We start from the raw sequence: 19,228 nt of genomic DNA, 5'->3' as shown, positions 1-19,228 counted from the left end.
TGTTCCTCAAACGGGCTCGGGCTTCAAACGGACTGGGGCTTGGCAGTCGGCAATTCGATGCCCGGGAAAATCTTGATCACCGCCGAGTCATCCTCACGACCGAAGCCGGCACTGGATGCCTGCATGAACATTTGGTGAGCGGTGGCCGACAGCGGCAGCGGGAATTTGCTGGCCCGGGCGGTATCCAGCACCAGGCCCAGGTCCTTGACGAAAATATCCACCGCGGACAACGGTGTGTAGTCAGCCTTGAGAATGTGCGGTACGCGGTTTTCGAACATCCAGGAATTACCGGCGCTGTGGGTGATCACCTCATACAGCGCATCGGCATCGACCCCTTCACGCAGGCCCAGCGCCATGGCTTCGGCAGAGGCGGCAATATGCACTCCAGCGAGCAGCTGATTGATGATTTTGACCTTCGACCCCAGACCATGGACGTCACCCAGGCGATAAACCTTGCCGGCCATGCCTGCCAGGATCGACTCAGCCTTGCTATAGGCGTCGGCCGGCCCCGAGGTCATCATGGTCATCTCGCCAGCGGCAGCCTTGGCGGCGCCACCGGAAATCGGTGCATCCAGATACAGCAGGCCCAGCGCAGCCAGGCGTTGGCCCAGATCCACCGCGTAAGTCGGGGCTACGGTGGCGCAGCCGATCACCAGACTGCCCGGCCGCAGTGCGGCCACGGCACCACCCTCACCAAACAATACGGTTTCGGTCTGCTCGGCGTTGACCACCACAGTCACTATCACGTCGCACTCAGCGGCCATGTGCGACGGCGAAGAGCAAGCCACACCGCCCTCCCCGGCAAACTGTTCAGTCACCGCAGCCCGCACATCACAGGCATGCACATTGAAACCGCTGCGCAACAACGAGCGAGCAATGCCCAGGCCCATCGCGCCCAGACCGACAACACCGACATTCTTGTTATTCATGGGGTACTCCAGTGGAAAGCAGCGACTGCTTGCGCGCCTGCAAGGCGCAGACATTGGCCGCGTTGTAGAGAGGGCTGCGGTAGACAGGATCAGCGCCGAGCGGATAAACCCGCTGAGGGGCACTGTCATTCAGCACATGAGTCGGGATCTCGTCGAACATCAAGGCCATCCTGTTTTTGTCGTGTTATCAGGTTGTCATACCGGCTGGTGAAGATCATCTACCAATGATCAGATTATGTGAAGTATTTTTTCAATCTAACATTTTTTAACATCGCTTCCGCCGCACCCTCCTACAACCCGGCCAACGCCGGGAGTGGCAAGTTTTGAGCACTGACTTACACTGCGATACACCCAATGCGAACGAATCAATGTTCAACAGATCGATAGGTTCCATGGCAATCCGGGGATCACGTCATGATCTGGGTGAAGCCAACATGAAAACGGTCACGACCCTTTTCACCTGTCTGCTCGCTGCCAGCGTTTGCGCGGCGACGACCACCTGCGCAAATGCTGCGTCGTTCAAGACCAGCTTCGACTGCGCCACGGCAAGGGCATCCGTCGAAAAGCTTATCTGTCGCGATCGGCAACTGGCGCAGATGGATATCGAATTGACGCGTCTTTATCGCCTGGCGCTCACGGATGAACGTTCAGTACCGCGGCCAGACAAAGTCTTGATCGACCAGCAGTTCTGGATCGACGCCCGTAATCAGTGTGCGTCCACGTCTGAGCCCAAGGCGTGCACCATCCGAAGCTATGCCGAGCGCGCGCACCAGCTACGCCAAGGCTCGGCCATTGTGAGAACCAAGGATCCAGACAGGCTCACCGAAGGCCCCCTGGCTTTTCGTTGTACAGGGTTTAACGCGCTGATCGCCGCCACCTTCTTTAACACGCAGCCAGGTGTCGTGTACCTGAAATGGGCGAACACCTCGATCACCCTGAACCAGGTGCCGAGTGATTCGGGAACCCAATACACTGGCAAGGATTCCCAGGGGAACTACCGCTTCTGGCAAGACGGCAACATGGTCCTTTTTCAGAAGCCAGGCTCAGGGGCAGTGAGTTGTACGGCCGAGCCGGTCAGCTGATTTTTTGGCGCAAGTGCGCAAAAGCGAGTATGTCGGTGGAGCAATCTCACACCCTGGAGGTAACTCAATATGAACATCGAATTGCCTGAACCCATCGCCAGCTACCTTGCAGCGGAGAAGAGTCACGACACCGAGATGCTGGACCGCTGCTTCGCCACAGAGGCCGTGGTTCGCGACGAAAGCCGGACGTACAAAGGACTGGAGGCCATCAAAACCTGGAAGCAAGCGTCCCAGGCCAAGTACCAATACAGCGTCGAACCCTTGAGCAGCTCGCAGAAAGGGCAGACCGTTACCCTGCTCGCCCGGCTAAGCGGAAACTTTCCTGGCAGCCCTGTCGAGCTCACCTACACCTTCGAACTCGCCGAAGGCAAGATCGCGTCTCTGGATATTTCCTGATGAGCATCGAACTGGAATTCAAATTCAGCCGCGACACTTTTTTTGTAGCAGCTGAAATTGCTTAATTGACTGGCATTAAGCAGAGCGCCGGCCCTCTCTCACGTATTCGGCGATTTATGCCACGGATAGCCTTTCGCGCTGAGCTGAAAGGCGTAATCGAACAAGCGCTTCATGTACTCGCCATCGAATTTATGAGCACGAGAAGTATCAAAATCCGAGCCGATGTACGCCAGATTGAAGTCCGCCCCATCCTGCTGCGCAATTCGGTAAATGCGATCCAGATCGCTGATCCCCTGAGTCTGGATCAATGCGCTGATGGCGCGACCGCCGATGCTCAACGTGCGGCGCTTGGTTCCGGACCACTGCAACTCCAGTTTGCCGTTGCGAATGACATAGAAATGCCGTTCATCACGCAAGCGCGCCCCGGTCACGCGGTTCAGCGCCATCACGGTGCCTGGTGGGTAAAGGAACACCTGAGTCAGGACGCCTCCGTCCACGTGCATTTCCTGAAACTGTTGACCGTCAACCTCCACGTCGATCATGACGGGGGAGACGGCGCCGGGAATACTCATCGACGCGATCATGATGTTGCGAAACAGGTCGAGCGCGCCCGGTGCCTGGCTGGAGGCAATGGCGCCCATGTTCCAGGTGACCGGGCGTCCAGAATCAAGGTCGGTGGTGCCGATCATCAGCAGTCGTCCTTTGGCGTATTCCGACGCGATCGCCGCAAGAACCTCGGCTGTGATGTGCTGTGCAATGAGCCGCGACAGTGGCTTGCTGTGCGCGATACCGTCGCTGGCAAGACGGGTCAGCACATTGCGCGCATGGAATATGTCTTTTGGACCGACTGCGTTGCAGATACCCAGAATGACACCGTCGTACTGGGGCCCCAGGTAAGCGAACGGGGCGACCAGGGCGCCAGCGCTAATGCCGGTGACGACTTTGAACACCGGTCGAGACCCATGCAGGGTCCATCCCGCAATGATGCCCCCCGCGAATGTGCCTGCGTCGCCACCCCCCGAAACGGCCAGCATGCTTGCCAGCGGCAGGGTGTCATTGGGCATCCCTGCGCTGGCGAGCGCCTCGGCCTCTCGAAGGTTGGCCTGACTCACATCCCGAATGAACGGCGTCAGATCCTGGTCCAGCCAGTAGCGAGCATCTGGAATGTCAGGGATGAGCGCTTTTTCGGTTAACGTTGGCGGCACCGCATCTCGGCGTTGCAGGCACGCTTGACGCAACATGTTCAGCGTTGAGGCGCTAGGTCTGAGCAGGAATGTTTTCACAACGCCGCCTCCGGCCCCTGCAATCGACAAAGAACGCGCTCAATGCAACGGCAAGACGCCTTGCCGATCACGCACGCTCCACACACCCATGACTACGTTCTCAATCAGGCGCCGGTCTTCTGAAGACCAGCAGTTTGCCGGTGGCTCGCTGCACGACCTGGTCGTTTTGATTGAGTGTTTCCATGAACAGGGTCACCACACCCCGATCTGGCTTGGAACTGGATGGATCGATGGCCTGCACCGTGCATTGCAGACGCAACAGGTCGTCCGGGTAGGTCGGCGTCGGCCAGCTCAACTCGATGCCCAGGCCGATGATCCCGTCTGCCAATGGCACGCTTTCCACCAGCAGCTTCATGGTCAGGGCGGCGGTGTTCCAGCCACTGGCTGCCAGGCCACGGAACAGGCTCAGCTCGGCGAGCTCAGGATCGAGGTGAAACGGTTGCGGGTCGAACTCCTGAGCAAAGGCCAGCATCGACGCTCGATGGACACGCAAGCTGTCGCTTTCGAACTGCTGACCGAGGCTCAGGTCATCGAGGTAGAGTTTTTCCCAGGAATGGATGGTCATGATTCAACCCTCTCTAGGCGTAGAGGCAGGCCGCCACTCACGTCCACGTTTTAGTCGTGTCGACGAAGCAGTGAGGATTCTGTGCAGTCATGGCGGCAGCCCTGCTCGTCAGGGCGAATGGCCTGAACATCTTTCATGCTAGCGCAAGCCCGGGCAGTCATAACGTCGGCGGGACGTCCGGTCTGTTCTGCGGCTGATCCTCCACCCACTGCCAGAACAACTGATAGCCGACCGCAAGCACCACCGGACCGATGAACAGCCCGAGGATGCCGCTGGTGACCATGCCGCCCAGGGCACCGATCAACACCACCGGCATCGGCACATCGACACCGCGCCCCAGCAGCAAGGGCTTGAGTACGTTATCCACCAGGCCGGCAACGAACACATAAATGGCGAAAACAATGGTTGCCGTGCTGGCTCCCTCAGTGGCGAACACAAAGGCAATCACGGGCAGCGTAATCAGCGTCGCCGGTAATTGCATGATGCCGAGCAGCAGCACCGCCAAGGCCAGCAGACCGGCGCCGGGGACGCCCATGAGCACGAATCCGATGCCCACCAGCAGCATCTGGATGAAAGCGATGCCGACCACCCCCAGCGCGACCGCACGGATCGTTGCGGTGCAGAGTTCGGCGATTTTCGGCCCCTTGCCCGGGTCGCTCACGCGTGAAGCGATCTGTACCGCACTGCGGCTGCCGCTCTCGCCATAGGCCATGAAAATGCCGGCGATGATCAATGCAAAGATAAAGGTGAGGAACCCCATGCCGACGCCGGCCAGTTTGCCCAGGAAACTCACGCTGAAATGTTTTATCTGCGGCAGGTACTTCGCTGCCAGCTCGGGAAGATCGGTTGAGGCCTGCAGCCATAAAGCAGAGACCGACTTGCCCACTAACGGCCAGGCAGCGACTGAATCGGCGGGTGGCGGAATATGGAAGCTGCCGTCCTTGACGGTGGTCATGGCATGCGCGACCGAATCGGCAATCGAGGTGACCAACAGATAGATCGGCACCATGAGAACAACGATAGCGATCAGCACAATCAGCGTCGCAATGTAGCCGTCTTTCTGACCCAGCGGCCCCTTGAGCCGCTCTTGCAGCGGGTAAAGGGTGATTGCCAGGATCAGCGACCACAGCATGAGGTCGCGGAACGGGCTGAAGATCTCAAAGCAGAACAGCACCAGTACGGCAATCAGTCCGGCACGGATCAAAACATCGAGCAGACTGCGTGTGAACGCCTTCTCGGAACTGGATGTGGGCACCATTGCTGCCTCCTTGCAGATCGCTGCAGAGGGATGAGATCGGTTAGCCCAGCATAGACGCTCAATGGAAAACGTGAGAATTGCGGTGTTGGATAAGTGTCTGGCTCAGGATCCACCCCTCACCCTAACCCTCCCGAAACGTCGGACCGCCCCAGAGGGTAGAGGGGACTGACCGAGTTGTTCTTAGAGTTACATCGACCTGAAATATCAAGGTGAACGCAGGCTTTGAAAAGCGTGGAGATCGGCTCCCTTTCCCCCTCTCCCCACTGGGGAGAGGGCTGGGGTGAGGGGTGGATTCATCTGACACCCCTGTTACCCCTGCGCAAATCACCGCAGCTTCAGCGGATCGACCAGTTCAGCGGCGATAGCCATGCCCACCAGGTCCGGCAAGGTATTGGCCTGCATGCGTTTCATCACCCGCGAACGATACAAGTCGACGGTTTTTGCGCTCACGCCCAGTTGTTCAGCGATCTCACGGGTGGTGTAACCCTGGACCAGCGGCAGCAAGACATCGCGCTCCCGTGGGGTCAGTGTCAGCAAACGTGCCTGCAAGGCTTCATGGCCCTGATTGCCTGAGCGATTTGCCGCGCAGTTGCTGAGCGCCTGCTGCACGCTGTCCAGCAGCAATTGCTCGTTATAGGGCTTCTCGATGAAGTCATGGGCGCCCGCCTTGAAGGCGCGAACCACGATCGGCACGTCCGCGTGCCCGCTGACGAAGATGATCGGCAGGTTCAGCTCACGTGTGCGCATTTCTTCCTGCACGTTCAAACCGCCCATGCCGGGCATGCGAACATCGAGCAGCACGCAGGCATCGAGCGTGGCATCACACGCATTGAGAAACTCCACGCCACTGGTAAACGGCAAGGCCTTGAGCCCTACCGATTCCAATAACCAGACCGTTGAGTCGAGCATGCCTTGATCGTCGTCGACCACATACACCACGTGCTCCGTCACACCTGCCATTACGTTATTCCTGTTGTTGTTTTGTTGGGCCGGCCAGCGGCAAGCGGCAGCACATCAGTAGCCCGACAGGTTGGCGTAGGGCCTGCAATTCGCCACCGAAACCTTCGATGATGCTGCGGCTCATGGACAAGCCAAGTCCCAGGCCATCGGCCTTGCTGGTATAGAACGGGGTAAATATCTGCTCCAGTTCGGGCTCGCTGACGCCCGGTCCCTGGTCTTGCACACTGATTTCCACGGTTGCACCACCGCCCTGCCCCGCAGCCATCACGATCTGCGAAGGCTGCCCCGGATGTTGTTCGCGGTTGGCGTCGATGGCATTGCGCAACAGATTGAGCAGCACCTGTTCCAGTAGCACCCGGTCGGCATAAATCGGCGGCAGATTATCCGGCAGGCGATCCTCGATTGTCACTTGGCAATTGCTCGCTTCCCAGGCACACAAACGCACGGCCTCGCGGGCGACGTCGGTGAAATTCAGGGCCTGCATCCGACGTTGTCCCTTGCGCAGAAACGCGCGCAAACGTCTGATCACTTCCGAGGCGTGCGTGGCGTGATGGGTAATGCGTTCCAGCCCTTGCGCCACTCGGGCGGCGGCCTGGGGATTGGAATCCAGCGTCTGTAAATAGCGCTGGCTGGCATTGGCGTAATTGACCACCGCCGCCAACGGCTGGTTGATTTCGTGTGCGATGCCCGAGGCCAATTCACCCAGGGTGACCAACCGCGCGGTGTGCGCCAGTTCGTCTTGATGGCGGCGCTGTTGCACTTCACGCAGTTCACGCTCGGTCATGTCCCGCGCCACCAAGGAGTAATAGCGCTCGCCACCGGCCGAACGGTGCGCCAGCAACACCAGCGATACCGGCACTGAAGTGCCGCCACCCGGTGGCTGCAATCGCGCATCGGTGCTCCAGACGCCATCGCGTTCGGCGCTGCTCCAGCCATCACGCTGCAGACGTGCCAGGTCGGCGCTGGCGAACAATTGCGCCAAGGCCGGCATCGGCTGCTGCTCGTCGATCCCGAGGATGCGCCGCGCTGCCGGGTTGAGGTAAGTGACTTGCCCCTCGGGGTCGATGAACAACACCGGATCGGTGTTGGCCTCGACCACCTCAGCCAGACGCCGCTTGTTCTCCTCGGCTTGCACCCGGGCGGTGATATCCCGGGACACGCTGACCACTTCGACCACCGTTCCGGTGTAGGTTTCACGAATCGCCCGGCTCGCGGTTTCGAACCACAGGTAATGCCCGTCTCGATGACGAATGCGATAGGTCATCGTGTGATAACCGTCCTGCTCCAGGGCATCCCGCGCGCGCTGCACCAGGCTGGCCAGATCCTGACCATGGAACAGGCCCTGGGCCATTTGCCCCCGCAACTCTTCCGGCCAATAACCGAGCAATGTCCAGGACGCGGGTGAGGCATCCAGAAAGCGCCCGTCCGGTGTGTGTCGGGAAATCAGGTCGGTGGTGTTCTCGATGATCAACCTGTACAGCCTGCGTGCCGTGGCGGCTTCACGCTCGGCCAGCACTTGTGCCGTGGCGTCGCGGCAACGGGCGAGTACACGGTTGTCCTGGGGATCGGGGATAAACGTCCAGATCAGGATCTGCGCTTCGAACTGGGCTTCGACCCCATCGATGGCGCGTTGCTGGTCGAGGCAGGCACGGACCAGCACCCGGTGATTCACCGGCAAAAAGCCCAGCACCTCGGTCAGCGGTTTTTCGGCCAGCAACGCCAACAGCGCCGCGTTGAACTCCAGCGGCCGGCCCTGCGCATCGAGCAACAGACTCGGTTGCGGATCGTGCCCCAACAGCGGTGAGCCACGCAGCATGCCATTGACGCTGCTCAGCAAGGTCGTCAGCAAATCCTGCACCCAACCCAGCCAATCAAGACTCACGCCCTCGCACACTTCCACCAGCAACAACCCCGGCTGCCCCGGTTGCAAGGCCAGATCAAACACCTGGCCATGGCTGATAGCGGCCCGACGCAATCGACCGGACAACCAGCAATCGAGTTGCCGCACTTGCGCCAGATCCAGACGCCCCGCCTCGACCAGCCGATCAAACAGCAACTGATCGCTGGCCAGCGATGGGTCGCCCAGGCCAGGTGGAAAATGCTGAGCGGCGCCCTCGTGGCTGTAAATCCGCGCATTGGCTTGCCAACTCAGATAAACCGCCCGGCGCACCTCGGGACATTCCTGCAACGCACGGCACAACGCATCGGCCCGGGCGGCCAGAGACACACCCTCGCGCTGCAGGCGCAACCAGCTGTGCAATCGAACGGGAGTCAGGGTCATCACAGGTCCGCTTCGTTGGGGGAGCCAAGGATATACCGGCCTTGGCAGTGTCACTGCATTCATTTTAGATCCGCAAGAAGCAAATATAGTACATATCCTATATGACGTAGGTTGTACTTCCATATCAGTGGCTGAATGTTATATAAAGCAAACCGGACATAAAAGGTGCCCTCAGCGGCGACGCTGCAAGGGTCACCTATAGAGCTAACAATCAGCCACCGAGTACCCGTACATGTCGATCTATGAACAAGGGCTAGGCCCTGCGGCTGTCAATCATATTGCCTTGTCTCCGCTCAGCTTCATCGAGCGCACCGCCAGCGTTTACCCCAACTACCCCGCCGTCATCCATGGTTCTATTCGCCGCACCTGGGCGCAGACCTACACCCGCTGCCGCCGTCTGGCGTCGGCGCTGGCCGGTCGCGGCATCGGCAAGAACGACACGGTGGCGGTGATGCTGCCCAACATTCCCGAGATGCTTGAAGTGCATTTCGGCGTGCCAATGATTGGCGCGGTGCTCAACCCGCTCAACGTGCGTCTGGATGCCGAAGCCATCGCCTTCATGCTGCAACATGGCGAAGCCAAGGTGCTGATTACCGACCGCGAGTTCCATGATGTGATTCACGCGGCGATCGGCATGCTCGATCACCCGCCACTGGTGATCGACGTCAATGATCCGGAATACGGCGAAGGTCAGGCGGTCAGCGATCTGGACTATGAAGCGCTGCTGGCCGAAGGCGATCCGGCCTTCGCCTGGCAGTGGCCGGCGGACGAATGGCAAGCCATCTCGCTGAATTACACCTCCGGCACTACCGGCAACCCTAAAGGCGTGGTTTACCACCATCGCGGTGCTTATCTGAACTCGTTGGGCAACCAGATGACCTGGGCCATGGGCAACCACCCGGTGTACCTCTGGACCCTGCCGATGTTCCATTGCAACGGTTGGTGTTACCCGTGGATCATCACCGCCATGGCCGGTGTGCATGTGTTCCTGCGCCGTGTCGATCCACAGAAAATCCTCACGCTGATCCGCGAGCATCAGGTCACCCATCTGTGCGCTGCGCCAATCGTGCTCAACGCGCTGGTCAACATGCCGGAATCGGCGAAAGCGGCGATCGATCACCCGGTCAACGCGATGGTCGCCGGTGCCGCACCGCCGGCCAAAGTGATCGGTGCCGTGGAAGAAATGGGCATCAAGGTCACCCACGTGTATGGCCTGACCGAAACCTATGGCCCGGTGACGCTCTGCGCCTGGCACGCCGAATGGGATGAGTTGCCGCTGGACGAACGGGCGCAAATCAAATCCCGTCAGGGCGTGCGCTACCCGACGCTCGAAGGCGTGATGGTCGGCGACTCGAAGACGCTGGAGCCGACCCCACGAGACGGTCAGACCATCGGTGAGATCTTCATGCGCGGCAACACCGTGATGAAGGGCTACCTGAAGAACCCGACCGCCACGGCCGAAGCGTTCGAAGGCGGCTGGTTCCACACCGGCGACCTGGCGGTGTGTCATCCGAACGGGTATGTCGAGATCAAGGACCGACTCAAGGACATCATCATTTCCGGCGGCGAGAACATTTCCACCATCGAACTGGAAGGTGTGCTCTATCGCCATCCAGCCGTCATGGAAGCGGCCGTCGTCGCCCGCCCCGATGAGAAGTGGGGCGAAACGCCCTGCGCCTTTATCACGTTGAAGGCTGATCACCAGGACGTTCGCGAGGCCGACATCATCAGTTTCTGCCGCGAACACCTGGCCGGTTTCAAAGTGCCGCGCACCGTGATTTTCACCCTGCTGCCGAAGACTTCAACCGGCAAGATCCAGAAGTACGTTCTGCGCGACAGGGCCAAAGCGCTCTAACCGAATCGACGTTGTACCCGTCAAGCGGCCGGTGATTTTACTGGCCGCTTCGGGCTCGTGCAGGCCGGATTCGGCGCTGCCCTGCCCTGAATACCAAAAGCACCGATAACAACAACAAGGTGGAGCCACCCATGATCGACATCCATTCAACCGATACCCAACGCTGTGAACGCATTCGGTCCAACCCGAAATTCATTCAATTGGTGAGCAGCCGTTCGCGCCTGGCCTGGTCACTCAGTGCTGCGGTGCTGGGCACTTACTACGCGTTCATGCTGGTGGTGGCGTTTGCCCCGCAGTGGCTGCATGCGCCGCTCGCCGAGCATCGGATGTTGACCCTGGGCATGCCGGTTGGCGCGGCGATCATCATTTTTTCCTGGCTACTGACCGGTTGGTATGTCTACAGCGCCAACACGCGTTTCGATGCACTGGGCGCCGCCATTCTCGAGGAGAGCAAGTGATGAACCTGCTGCGTAAACTTCTCCTCGCCGCTGCCGGGCTATTGCCGGCCTCCGTTGTGCTGGCTGCACCCGCGCTGGGTGTGGTGGAAAAACAACCGCTCAACCTGCATGCGATCGGCATGTTCTTCGTCTTCGTGCTGGGCACGCTGGCCATCACCTGGTGGGCCGCGCGGCAAACCAAATCCACGTCGGACTTCTACACTGCGGGCGGCGGCATCACCGGGTTCCAGAACGGTCTGGCGATTGCCGGCGACTACATGTCCGCCGCCACGCTGCTGGGGCTGTCCAGCCTGGTATTCGCCAAAGGCTACGACGGCTTCATCTATACCATCGGCTTCTTCGTCGGCTGGCCGATCATCACCTTCCTGATGGCCGAGCGTCTGCGCAACCTGGGGCGCTACACCTTTGCCGATATCGTGTCCTATCGACTGGACCAGAACAAAGTGCGGATCTTCGCCGCCTTCGGTTCGTTGACGGTGGTGTGCTGCTACCTGATCGTGCAGATGGTCGGTGCGGGTCAGTTGATCAAGTTGCTGTTCGGCCTCGACTACCCGGTTGCGGTGGTGATCGTCGGTGCACTGATGCTGGTGTACGTGATCTTCGGCGGCATGATCGCCACCACCTGGGTGCAAATCATCAAAGCTGTGTTGTTGCTTGCCGGCGGCACAACCCTGGCGTTCATGGCCATGTCGCAGTTCGGCTTCAGCTACGAAACCCTGGCCACCAAAGCCGTCGAAGCCCATGCCAGCGGCTGGAACATCATGGGCCCTGGCTCAATGCTCGCCGACCCGATCAACACCGCTTCGATGTCGTTGGGCCTGGTGTTCGGGATTGCCGGCCTGCCGCACATTCTGATGCGTTTCTTCACTGTGCCTAACGCCAAGGAAGCGCGTAAGTCGGTGTTCTACGCCACCGGTTTCATCGGCTTCTTCTTCCTCGTTGTCTGCACCCTGGGCTTTGCCGCGATGGTGATCATCGGCACCGATCCGCAGTACTACGTTAATGGCGAAGTCGGCGGCGCCTTGATTGGCGGCGGCAACATGGTCGCCATGCACTTGGCCAAAGCGGTCGGTGGCAACCTGTTCTTCGGTTTCCTCTCGGCCGTGGCCTTCGCCACCATTCTGGCGGTGGTCTCCGGGCTGGCCCTGGCCGGTGCCTCGGCGATATCCCACGACCTCTACGCCACAGTATTCAAGAAAGGCAAAGCCAGCCAGAAACAGGAAATGCGCGTGACCCGCATGGCCACTGTCGGCCTGGGCATCATCGCGATTCTGCTGGGCATTCTGTTCGAGAAGATGAACGTCGCATTCCTGGTCGGCCTGACCTTCGGCATCGCCGCATCGACCAACTTCCCGGTGCTGATCATGGCCATGTACTGGAAAGGCCTGACCACCAAAGGCGCGATCATCGGTGGTTTCGCCGGCCTGATCTGCGCGCTGGTGCTGGTGATCCTTTCGCCAGCCGTCTGGGTCACCGTGCTCGGCCATGCTCACGCGATCTTCCCGTACGACCACCCGGCGCTGTTCTCCATGCCGCTGGCGTTCTTCGTGATCGTCGTGGTGTCGAAACTCGACCGCAGCGTGCGGGCCGACAAAGAGCGTGACGCTTACGCCGACCAGTTCGTTCGCGCCCAGACCGGCCTCGGTGCCGCCAGCGCTTCCGCTCATTGATTCAAAGGGCACGGCCTGCTCAAGCGGCGCCGTGCCCATCGCACAACCTTTTGAGGTTCACGTTATGCCCGAATTCAACGCCCCGCTGCGCGACATGCGCTTTGTCTTGCATGAAGTGTTCGACGCCCCGGCCCTGTGGGCACGCTTGCCAGCCCTGGCCGACAGTGTCGACGCCGCCACCGCTGACGCCATTCTTGAGGAGGCGGCCAAAGTCACCTCGCACCTGATTGCGCCATTGAATCGCAGCGGCGACGAGGAAGGCGCCCAGTGGGTCGATGGCCAGGTCAGCACGCCGATCGGTTTCAAACAGGCTTATGCCACCTACATCGAAGGCGGCTGGGTGGGCCTTTCCGGTAACGCCGATTTCGGCGGCATGGGCATGCCGAAGATGCTCGCCGTGCAGTTCGAAGAAATGCTCTACGGCGCCAACTCCAGCTTCGCCCTGTATTCGGCGTTGAGTTCCGGTGCCTGCCTGGCGCTGGATGCCCACGCCAGCGACACCCTGAAAAGCCTCTACCTGCCGCCGATGTACGAAGGCCGCTGGGCCGGTTCCATGTGCCTGACCGAAGCCCACGCCGGCACCGATCTGGGGATTATCCGCACCCGCGCCGAACCTCAGGCCGACGGCAGCTTCAGCATCACCGGCAGCAAGATCTTCATCACCGGTGGCGATCAGGACCTGACCGAAAACATTGTCCATCTGGTGCTGGCCAAACTGACGGACGCACCGGCGGGGCCGAAAGGCATCTCACTGTTCGTCGTGCCCAAAGTACTGGTCAATGCCGACGGTTCCCTCGGCGACGCCAACGCCGTGAGTTGCGGCTCCATCGAACACAAGATGGGCATCAAGGCCTCGGCCACCTGCGTGATGAACTTCGATGGTGCCAGCGGTTGGCTGGTCGGCGAAGCCAACAAAGGCTTGGCGGCGATGTTCACCATGATGAACTACGAGCGCTTGTCCATCGGCATTCAGGGCATTGGCTGCGCCGAAGCGTCCTATCAAAGCGCCGTGGCGTACGCCCGTGAACGTGTGCAGAGCCGCGCGCCGACCGGTGCCATTGCTCCGGACAAAGTGGCTGACCCGATCATCGTTCACCCTGATGTGCGCCGCATGCTGCTGAGCATGAAAGCCATGACCGAGGGCGGCCGCGCGTTTGCCAGCTATGTGGGGCAGCAACTGGACCTGGCGAAGTTTTCCGATGACGCCAAAGAACGCGACAGCGCGCAAACCCTGGTTGCGCTGCTGACGCCGGTGGCCAAGGCGTTCTTCACCGACACCGGCCTGGAAAGCTGCATCAATGGCCAGCAAGTGTTCGGCGGTCATGGCTACATCCGCGAATGGGGCCAGGAACAATTGGTCCGTGACGTGCGCATCGCGCAGATCTACGAAGGCACCAACGGCATTCAGGCCCTGGACCTGCTCGGACGCAAAGTGCTCGCCGACAAGGGCTTTGCGCTGCGCCAGTTCACCGGCGAGATCCGCCATTTCGCCCATCAGCCTGACGCGCCCTACTCCGCTCAACTGTTCGATGCCGTGCAGCGTCTGGAAGACCTGAGCGACTGGCTGCAGGATCAGGCCGCGACCAACCGCAACGAAGTCGGCGCCGCGTCGGTGGAGTATTTGCACCTGTTCGGTTACGTCGCCTACGCCTGGCTTTGGGCGCGCATGGCGCAGGTCGCCAAGCAAAAGCTGCACGAAGACGAAGGGTTTTATGGCGCAAAAATCGCCACCGCCGACTTCTATATCCACCGCCTGCTGCCGCGCATTTTGAGCCTGGAGCAATCCATCCGCGCGGGCAGTGGCTCCTTGTTTGGCCTGAGCGCCGAACAGTTCTAACGATTGAACCGCACGCGGCGCCACGCTCCTATCTTTTGGCGTTCGCGTTTTTTATCGATAAGCCCTCGCCGACCTGGCGAGGGCCGCGGGACCTGTCTTTCCATAATAAAAACAAAGGGGCTTCACCATGGACCGCAACACCCGCACCCTCGCTACCCGACTGTTGCTGGCCGGCGGCGTCATCAGCCTCTCGGCCCCCGCCGCCGCTGACTTTGTCAAAGACAGCAAGGCCAGCCTTGAGCTGCGCAACTTCTATTTCAACCGTGACTATCGCCAGGACAACGCCGCCCAATCCAAACAAGAGGAATGGGCGCAGGGTTTCCTGCTGCGCTATGAATCGGGATTTACCGAAGGGTTGATCGGCGTCGGCTTCGATGCCATTGGCCTGGTCGGCGTCAAGCTCGATTCCAGCCCTGATCGCGCAGGCTCCGGCCTGCTCAAACGTCACCGCGACACGAGCAAAGGTGCTCAGGACGAGTACGGCGAACTGGGCCTGACCGCCAAAGTGCGCGCCTCAAAAAGTACGCTGAAACTCGGCACGCTGCTGCCGAAACTGCCGACGGTCTTGGCCAACGATTCACGGCTGTTGCCACAAACCTTCAAGGGCGGTCAGTTGACCTCGCTGGAAATCGAAGGCCTGACCGTGGATGCCGGGCGACTGACGCAGGTCAATCAGCGCGACTCCTCGGACTACGAGGACATGGGCATCACCCGAACCGGCGCCAAGGGCATCACCACACGTCATCTCGACAGCGACAGCTTCGATTTCGCCAGCCTGAACTACAAATGGACCAGCAACCTCGCCACCGGCTACAGCTACGGTCACCTCGACAACTTCTACAGCCAGCACCTGGTCAACCTGACTTACGTGTTGCCGGTGACGACGGGCCAGTCGTTGAAGACGGATCTGCGCTTCGCCCGTTCCACGGACGATGGAGGCAGTAATGTCGATAACAATGCGATTGGCGCGATGTTCACCTACAACCTCGGCGGGCATGCGTTGGGCCTGGGTTATCAAGGCATGAGCGGCGACACTGGCTACGCCTACGTCAACGGCACCGACGCCTTCCTGGTAAACTTCGTGCAGATCGGCGACTTCGCCAGCAAGGACGAAAAGTCCTGGCAGGCGCGCTACGACTACAACTTTGCGGCCATCGGCGTTCCAGGGCTGACCTTCATGACCCGCTACCTCACCGGCGACAATATCGATCTGGGCGGCAACCGCCCGGAAGGCAAGGAATGGGAACGTGATACCGACATCGGCTATGTCGTGCAGAGCGGGCCGTTGAAGAATGTCGGGGTGAAATGGCGTAACGCGACGGTTCGCTCGACCAACTTCGGCAGCGACCTGGATGAAAACCGCCTGATCGTCAGCTACACCCTACCGATCTGGTAAGCACCGCAATGATCGTTCCCACGCGGAGCGTGGGAACGATCCGTACCCGTCAACCCGCGGCAGTCGCCAGAGTAGGTTAAGATGCCTGCAAACCAGGCCCGCCGCGAGACGCCCCGCATGACTGATACCACCCCCCGCCTGATCAAGAAGTACCCCAATCGCCGACTGTATGACACCCACACCAGCAGTCATTTGACGCTGGCGGACATACGCCAGTTGGTGGTCGACAAAGTTGCCTTTCAGGTGGTCGATGCCAAGAGCGGCGAGGACCTGACGCGCAGCATCCTGCTGCAAGTGATTCTGGAAGCTGAAAGCGGCGGTGAGCCGATCTTCACTACCGAAATGCTGATGGGGATTATCCAGTTCTACGGCCCTTATCAGGGCGTACTCGGTAGCTATCTGGACAAGAGCATTCAGACCGTCATCGACATCCAGTCCCAGACCGGCGCCCAGTCGTCCGAGGCCTGGAGCGACTTCATGCATCAACAAGCCCCGGTGATGCAGGACCTGATGCGCCAGTATGTCGACCAGTCGAAGGCGCTGTACCTGAACACCCAGAATCTGTTTGGCATGTTCGGCGGCAAACCAAACGCTGATGGTGGAAAGAAAAAAGACGGTGAATGAAGTACACCCGAGTCATTGACAGTCGCGCGACGTCTACTAGGCTCACAGTCATCCTGCCTCCCCCACTGAACCACGGCACTTGAACCCAAGGCTTGGTGAAGTCGTCAATCTTTAGCGCCTGTTCGCAGTTGTTCGAATGCAGACTTCAAGCAATCGTCAGTGCAACGGGCTAACGCTCTTTCGCGCGCATCAATACTGAATGCGTAACGCGAATAACCAGGCACTTTCCACCCGCACTTTCATGTAGGGAGGCAGTCGTGCACAACGTCTTGAAGCTCGTCAGCTATGCAGTGCTCGTGCTGATGGCCGGCGCGGTCGTCTATGCCGGAGTGATCGGCATCACCTATTGGACCGGTATCGGCGTATAGGGAGTTCGCAATGAACAAACGCCAGACACGCTCATTCGCGCTGATATCGACGGCTATTGCCACTGTGGTGTTTCTGGGCATGACGGTTGATAGTCACCGGCAGTTCCCCACACTGACCAATGCCCAACAGATCACGCCGCAGGTCACTCGCGGCAAGGATGTCTGGCATCAATACAATTGCATCAATTGCCACACCCTGTTCGGCGAGGGTGCTTATTACGCCCCGGACCTGACGAAAATCACCCAGCAGCGTGGCGCCCCTTATCTCACTGCGTTCCTCAAAGACCCCTCAAAGTTCTATGACGAGAAACGCCATCGTCGTCTGATGCCGAACCTGAAACTCGGCGACGAGGAAATCGCCGATTTGATCACCTTCCTCGACTGGGTGAGCAAGGTCGACAATCAAGGCTGGCCGCCGCGCCCGATTCTGGTGACCGGTGCATCGATCCCTGGCATGGACCTCACCGTGGCACAGCAGAATGCCACCGGCGGAGACCATCCACCGCCCGCTGCCCGCCCGGTGTCCGGCAAGGAAGACCCGATCGCCCTGGGCGAGGCGTTGTTTCGAACAAACGCGACGCCGGTGTGCAGCGCTTGCCACTCGATTGCGCCGGGCGTCAACCTCGCCGGACCATCACTGGCCGGGTTGGCCAACCGCGCCAAGCAGGTCATCGCCTCGCCTGACTACAAAGGCAAGGCCAAGGACGCCGAAAGTTTCATCCGCGAATCCATCGTCACGCCGAGTGCCTACCTGCATCCGGGCGAGATGTTTTCCGCCAATGGCATGTCCTTCATGCCGGACACCTTCGCAAAATCGCTGACGCCCGAACAGATCGATCAACTGGTCGCCTATCTGGCGTCGTTCCAGTAACCGAAGGGGATGACCATGCGCTACAGATCTCAATCCGTCGCCTACTGGTATTTCGCCGTTGCCATGGTGCTGTTCGGCCTGCAACTGGTCTTCGGCCTGCTCTCGGCGGCCAAATACCTCGGGCCGGATCCGCTGCTGAACCTCTTGCCATTCGATGTCACCAAGTCCATTCACACCAACCTGTTGATCGTCTGGGTGCTCACCGGGTTCATGGGCGCGACCTACTGGATGGTGCCGGACGAATCCCGTGGCGAGTTGCACAGCACCAAACTGGCCTACATCCAGCTCGGGTTGTGGACGGCCATGGGTGTCACCGCTGTTCTTGGCTACCTGTTCGGTTATGGCACCGGGAACAAGCTGCTCGAACAGCCGCTGCCCCACAAGATCGTGATCGTGATTTGCATGCTGATGTTCCTCTACAACATCGGCATGACGATCAAAAAGGCCGGGCGTTTCACCTCCACCGAGGGCGTCCTGCTACTGGGCCTGGCCAGCGCCGCCGTGCTCTTTCTGCCAGCGTTGCTGCACTATGAAAATTACGTGGTGTCGATCTATTACCGCTGGTGGACCATCCACCTGTGGGTCGAAGGTGTTTGGGAGATGATCCAGGGCGGCTTTCTTGCCTATCTGCTGATCCGTCTGTCCGGTGCTGACCGCGAGGTGATGGAGAAGTGGCTGTACGTCATCGTCGGCCTGGTGTTCATTGCCGGCATTCTGGGCACCGCTCATCATTATTACTGGATCGGCGTTCCCCATTACTGGCTGCCACTGGGCGGCTTCTTCAGTGCGCTTGAGCCGATGGCGCTGATCGGCATGGCGATCTATGCCTACAACGCGATGCGCCGCTCCGGCCTCTCTCACCCCAACAAACTGGCCTTGCACTGGACCTTGGGCAGCGCGGTGTTCACCATGTTCGGCGCCGGTCTGCTGGGGTTGGCTCACACCTTCCCCGACGTCAACAAGTGGACCCACGGCACCCTGATTACCGCCATGCATGGCCACGCGGCCTTCTATGGCGCCTACGCCATGATTGTCCTGGCGATGATCACCTATGCGCTGCCCGGCATGACCCGTCGTCCGGTGGAGGAAAGCAGTATCGGTTACTGGGCGTTCTGGCTGCAGTTGGGGGGAATGTTCGGCATGACCCTGTCATTCGCCACCGCGGGCATTGGTCAGGTGTACCTGGAGCGCATTCTCGGCCTGGGCTACCTGGACGTGCAGCTGAAGATTCAGGTGCACTTCCTGATGCTGGTAGCGACGGCGTCGATGTTCAGCCTGGGTGCCGGGCTGTTCATCTTCGAATTTTTCCGCCATGCGCCGGACTTCAATGTCGATGAAGCCGATCCGGTCCTGGCCACACCTCGAGCCTCAGGCGCGGCGTTGTGATGGAGCGTT

17 protein-coding genes are annotated in these 19,228 nt (G+C 60.0%); 10 read left to right on the top strand and 7 right to left on the bottom strand.

The window, feature by feature from the left end; all coding sequences use genetic code 11:
* Nucleotides 1–23: 23 nt before the first annotated feature.
* Together ltnD and ACYZTZ_RS12755 are read right to left on the bottom strand one after the other, a co-directional pair.
* Nucleotides 24–929, bottom strand: coding sequence for an L-threonate dehydrogenase (gene ltnD / locus ACYZTZ_RS12760; protein WP_046049850.1), 906 nt, complete (start codon nucleotides 927–929; stop codon nucleotides 24–26).
* Nucleotides 922–1,089, bottom strand: coding sequence for a hypothetical protein (locus tag ACYZTZ_RS12755; RefSeq protein WP_223430989.1), 168 nt, complete (start codon nucleotides 1,087–1,089; stop codon nucleotides 922–924). Before ACYZTZ_RS12755 ends, ltnD begins: the two co-directional genes overlap by 8 nt.
* A 274-nt stretch (nucleotides 1,090–1,363) precedes the next feature.
* Here ACYZTZ_RS12755 and ACYZTZ_RS12750 point away from each other — a divergent pair, with 274 nt between their 5' ends.
* Both ACYZTZ_RS12750 and ACYZTZ_RS12745 read left to right on the top strand, forming a co-directional pair.
* The gene (locus ACYZTZ_RS12750) at nucleotides 1,364–2,011 is read left to right on the top strand and encodes an MliC family protein (RefSeq protein ID WP_461998449.1); all 648 of its coding nucleotides are present in this window, start codon (nucleotides 1,364–1,366) and stop codon (nucleotides 2,009–2,011) included.
* Nucleotides 2,012–2,080: 69 nt separating this feature from the next.
* Entirely contained in the window at nucleotides 2,081–2,407 is a 327-nt protein-coding gene (locus tag ACYZTZ_RS12745) for a nuclear transport factor 2 family protein (protein WP_461998448.1), read from the top strand.
* 98 nt (nucleotides 2,408–2,505) lie between these two features.
* Here the strand turns inward: ACYZTZ_RS12745 and ACYZTZ_RS12740 are convergent, their stop codons facing one another.
* The 5 genes from ACYZTZ_RS12740 to ACYZTZ_RS12720 all read right to left on the bottom strand — a co-directional run bounded on the left by ACYZTZ_RS12740 (nucleotide 2,506) and on the right by ACYZTZ_RS12720 (nucleotide 8,754).
* Entirely contained in the window at nucleotides 2,506–3,690 is a 1,185-nt protein-coding gene (locus tag ACYZTZ_RS12740; protein ID WP_056742274.1) for a patatin-like phospholipase family protein, read from the bottom strand.
* A gap of 100 nt (nucleotides 3,691–3,790) precedes the next feature.
* Complete coding sequence (locus ACYZTZ_RS12735) at nucleotides 3,791–4,255, bottom strand: MaoC family dehydratase (RefSeq protein ID WP_461998447.1); 465 nt, start codon at nucleotides 4,253–4,255, stop codon at nucleotides 3,791–3,793.
* Nucleotides 4,256–4,412: 157 nt separating this feature from the next.
* Nucleotides 4,413–5,513, bottom strand: a complete 1,101-nt coding sequence (locus tag ACYZTZ_RS12730) for an AI-2E family transporter (RefSeq protein ID WP_461998446.1) — start codon at nucleotides 5,511–5,513, stop codon at nucleotides 4,413–4,415.
* A gap of 324 nt (nucleotides 5,514–5,837) precedes the next feature.
* On the bottom strand, nucleotides 5,838–6,473 hold the full coding sequence (locus ACYZTZ_RS12725) for a response regulator transcription factor (protein WP_046049845.1): 636 nt from the start codon (nucleotides 6,471–6,473) through the stop codon (nucleotides 5,838–5,840).
* Between the two features lie 4 nt (nucleotides 6,474–6,477).
* Entirely contained in the window at nucleotides 6,478–8,754 is a 2,277-nt protein-coding gene (locus ACYZTZ_RS12720) for a PAS domain-containing sensor histidine kinase (RefSeq protein ID WP_461998445.1), read from the bottom strand.
* 232 nt (nucleotides 8,755–8,986) lie between these two features.
* Here ACYZTZ_RS12720 and ACYZTZ_RS12715 point away from each other — a divergent pair, with 232 nt between their 5' ends.
* From ACYZTZ_RS12715 to ACYZTZ_RS12680, 8 genes are all read left to right on the top strand, one after another.
* Nucleotides 8,987–10,609, top strand: coding sequence for an acyl-CoA synthetase (locus tag ACYZTZ_RS12715; RefSeq protein ID WP_046049843.1), 1,623 nt, complete (start codon nucleotides 8,987–8,989; stop codon nucleotides 10,607–10,609).
* Nucleotides 10,610–10,740: 131 nt separating this feature from the next.
* A complete protein-coding gene (locus ACYZTZ_RS12710) occupies nucleotides 10,741–11,067 on the top strand; it encodes a DUF485 domain-containing protein (RefSeq protein WP_123363997.1) in 327 nt (108 codons plus the stop codon).
* A complete protein-coding gene (locus ACYZTZ_RS12705) occupies nucleotides 11,067–12,737 on the top strand; it encodes a cation acetate symporter (protein ID WP_461998444.1) in 1,671 nt (556 codons plus the stop codon). The genes ACYZTZ_RS12710 and ACYZTZ_RS12705 overlap by 1 nt, the downstream gene beginning before the upstream one ends.
* Nucleotides 12,738–12,801: 64 nt before the next feature.
* Nucleotides 12,802–14,574: an acyl-CoA dehydrogenase C-terminal domain-containing protein gene (locus tag ACYZTZ_RS12700; RefSeq protein ID WP_461998442.1), complete on the top strand. Its 1,773-nt coding sequence runs from the start codon at nucleotides 12,802–12,804 to the stop codon at nucleotides 14,572–14,574.
* Nucleotides 14,575–14,701: 127 nt separating this feature from the next.
* Entirely contained in the window at nucleotides 14,702–15,970 is a 1,269-nt protein-coding gene (locus tag ACYZTZ_RS12695; RefSeq protein ID WP_461998441.1) for an OprD family porin, read from the top strand.
* An 81-nt stretch (nucleotides 15,971–16,051) separates the two neighbouring features.
* A complete protein-coding gene (phaR, locus tag ACYZTZ_RS12690; RefSeq protein WP_156400827.1) occupies nucleotides 16,052–16,594 on the top strand; it encodes a polyhydroxyalkanoate synthesis repressor PhaR in 543 nt (180 codons plus the stop codon).
* A 378-nt stretch (nucleotides 16,595–16,972) separates the two neighbouring features.
* On the top strand, nucleotides 16,973–17,833 hold the full coding sequence (locus tag ACYZTZ_RS12685; protein ID WP_461998440.1) for a c-type cytochrome: 861 nt from the start codon (nucleotides 16,973–16,975) through the stop codon (nucleotides 17,831–17,833).
* A gap of 15 nt (nucleotides 17,834–17,848) precedes the next feature.
* Entirely contained in the window at nucleotides 17,849–19,219 is a 1,371-nt protein-coding gene (locus ACYZTZ_RS12680) for a cbb3-type cytochrome c oxidase subunit I (protein ID WP_461998439.1), read from the top strand.
* Nucleotides 19,220–19,228 lie beyond the last annotated feature (9 nt).

The organism is Pseudomonas sp. LB3P58, from assembly GCF_054897895.1.
This window is presented reverse-complemented; position numbering and strand designations above follow the sequence as displayed.

Bases quoted from the DNA above. Each gene is read 5' to 3' on its own strand.
- ACYZTZ_RS12745 (WP_461998448.1), top strand. From the start codon at position 2,081: ATGAACATCGAATTGCCTGAACCCATCGCCAGCTACCTTGCAGCGGAG.
- phaR (WP_156400827.1), top strand. From the start codon at position 16,052: ATGCCTGCAAACCAGGCCCGCCGCGAGACGCCCCGCATGACTGATACC.
- ACYZTZ_RS12700 (WP_461998442.1), top strand. From the start codon at position 12,802: ATGCCCGAATTCAACGCCCCGCTGCGCGACATGCGCTTTGTCTTGCAT.
- ACYZTZ_RS12710 (WP_123363997.1), top strand. From the start codon at position 10,741: ATGATCGACATCCATTCAACCGATACCCAACGCTGTGAACGCATTCGG.
- ACYZTZ_RS12735 (WP_461998447.1), bottom strand. From the start codon at position 4,255: ATGACCATCCATTCCTGGGAAAAACTCTACCTCGATGACCTGAGCCTC.
- ACYZTZ_RS12705 (WP_461998444.1), top strand. From the start codon at position 11,067: ATGAACCTGCTGCGTAAACTTCTCCTCGCCGCTGCCGGGCTATTGCCG.
- ACYZTZ_RS12755 (WP_223430989.1), bottom strand. From the start codon at position 1,089: ATGTTCGACGAGATCCCGACTCATGTGCTGAATGACAGTGCCCCTCAG.
- ACYZTZ_RS12715 (WP_046049843.1), top strand. From the start codon at position 8,987: ATGTCGATCTATGAACAAGGGCTAGGCCCTGCGGCTGTCAATCATATT.
- ACYZTZ_RS12680 (WP_461998439.1), top strand. From the start codon at position 17,849: ATGCGCTACAGATCTCAATCCGTCGCCTACTGGTATTTCGCCGTTGCC.
- ltnD (WP_046049850.1), bottom strand. From the start codon at position 929: ATGAATAACAAGAATGTCGGTGTTGTCGGTCTGGGCGCGATGGGCCTG.
- ACYZTZ_RS12730 (WP_461998446.1), bottom strand. From the start codon at position 5,513: ATGGTGCCCACATCCAGTTCCGAGAAGGCGTTCACACGCAGTCTGCTC.
- ACYZTZ_RS12685 (WP_461998440.1), top strand. From the start codon at position 16,973: ATGAACAAACGCCAGACACGCTCATTCGCGCTGATATCGACGGCTATT.
- ACYZTZ_RS12725 (WP_046049845.1), bottom strand. From the start codon at position 6,473: ATGGCAGGTGTGACGGAGCACGTGGTGTATGTGGTCGACGACGATCAA.
- ACYZTZ_RS12695 (WP_461998441.1), top strand. From the start codon at position 14,702: ATGGACCGCAACACCCGCACCCTCGCTACCCGACTGTTGCTGGCCGGC.
- ACYZTZ_RS12720 (WP_461998445.1), bottom strand. From the start codon at position 8,754: ATGACCCTGACTCCCGTTCGATTGCACAGCTGGTTGCGCCTGCAGCGC.
- ACYZTZ_RS12750 (WP_461998449.1), top strand. From the start codon at position 1,364: ATGAAAACGGTCACGACCCTTTTCACCTGTCTGCTCGCTGCCAGCGTT.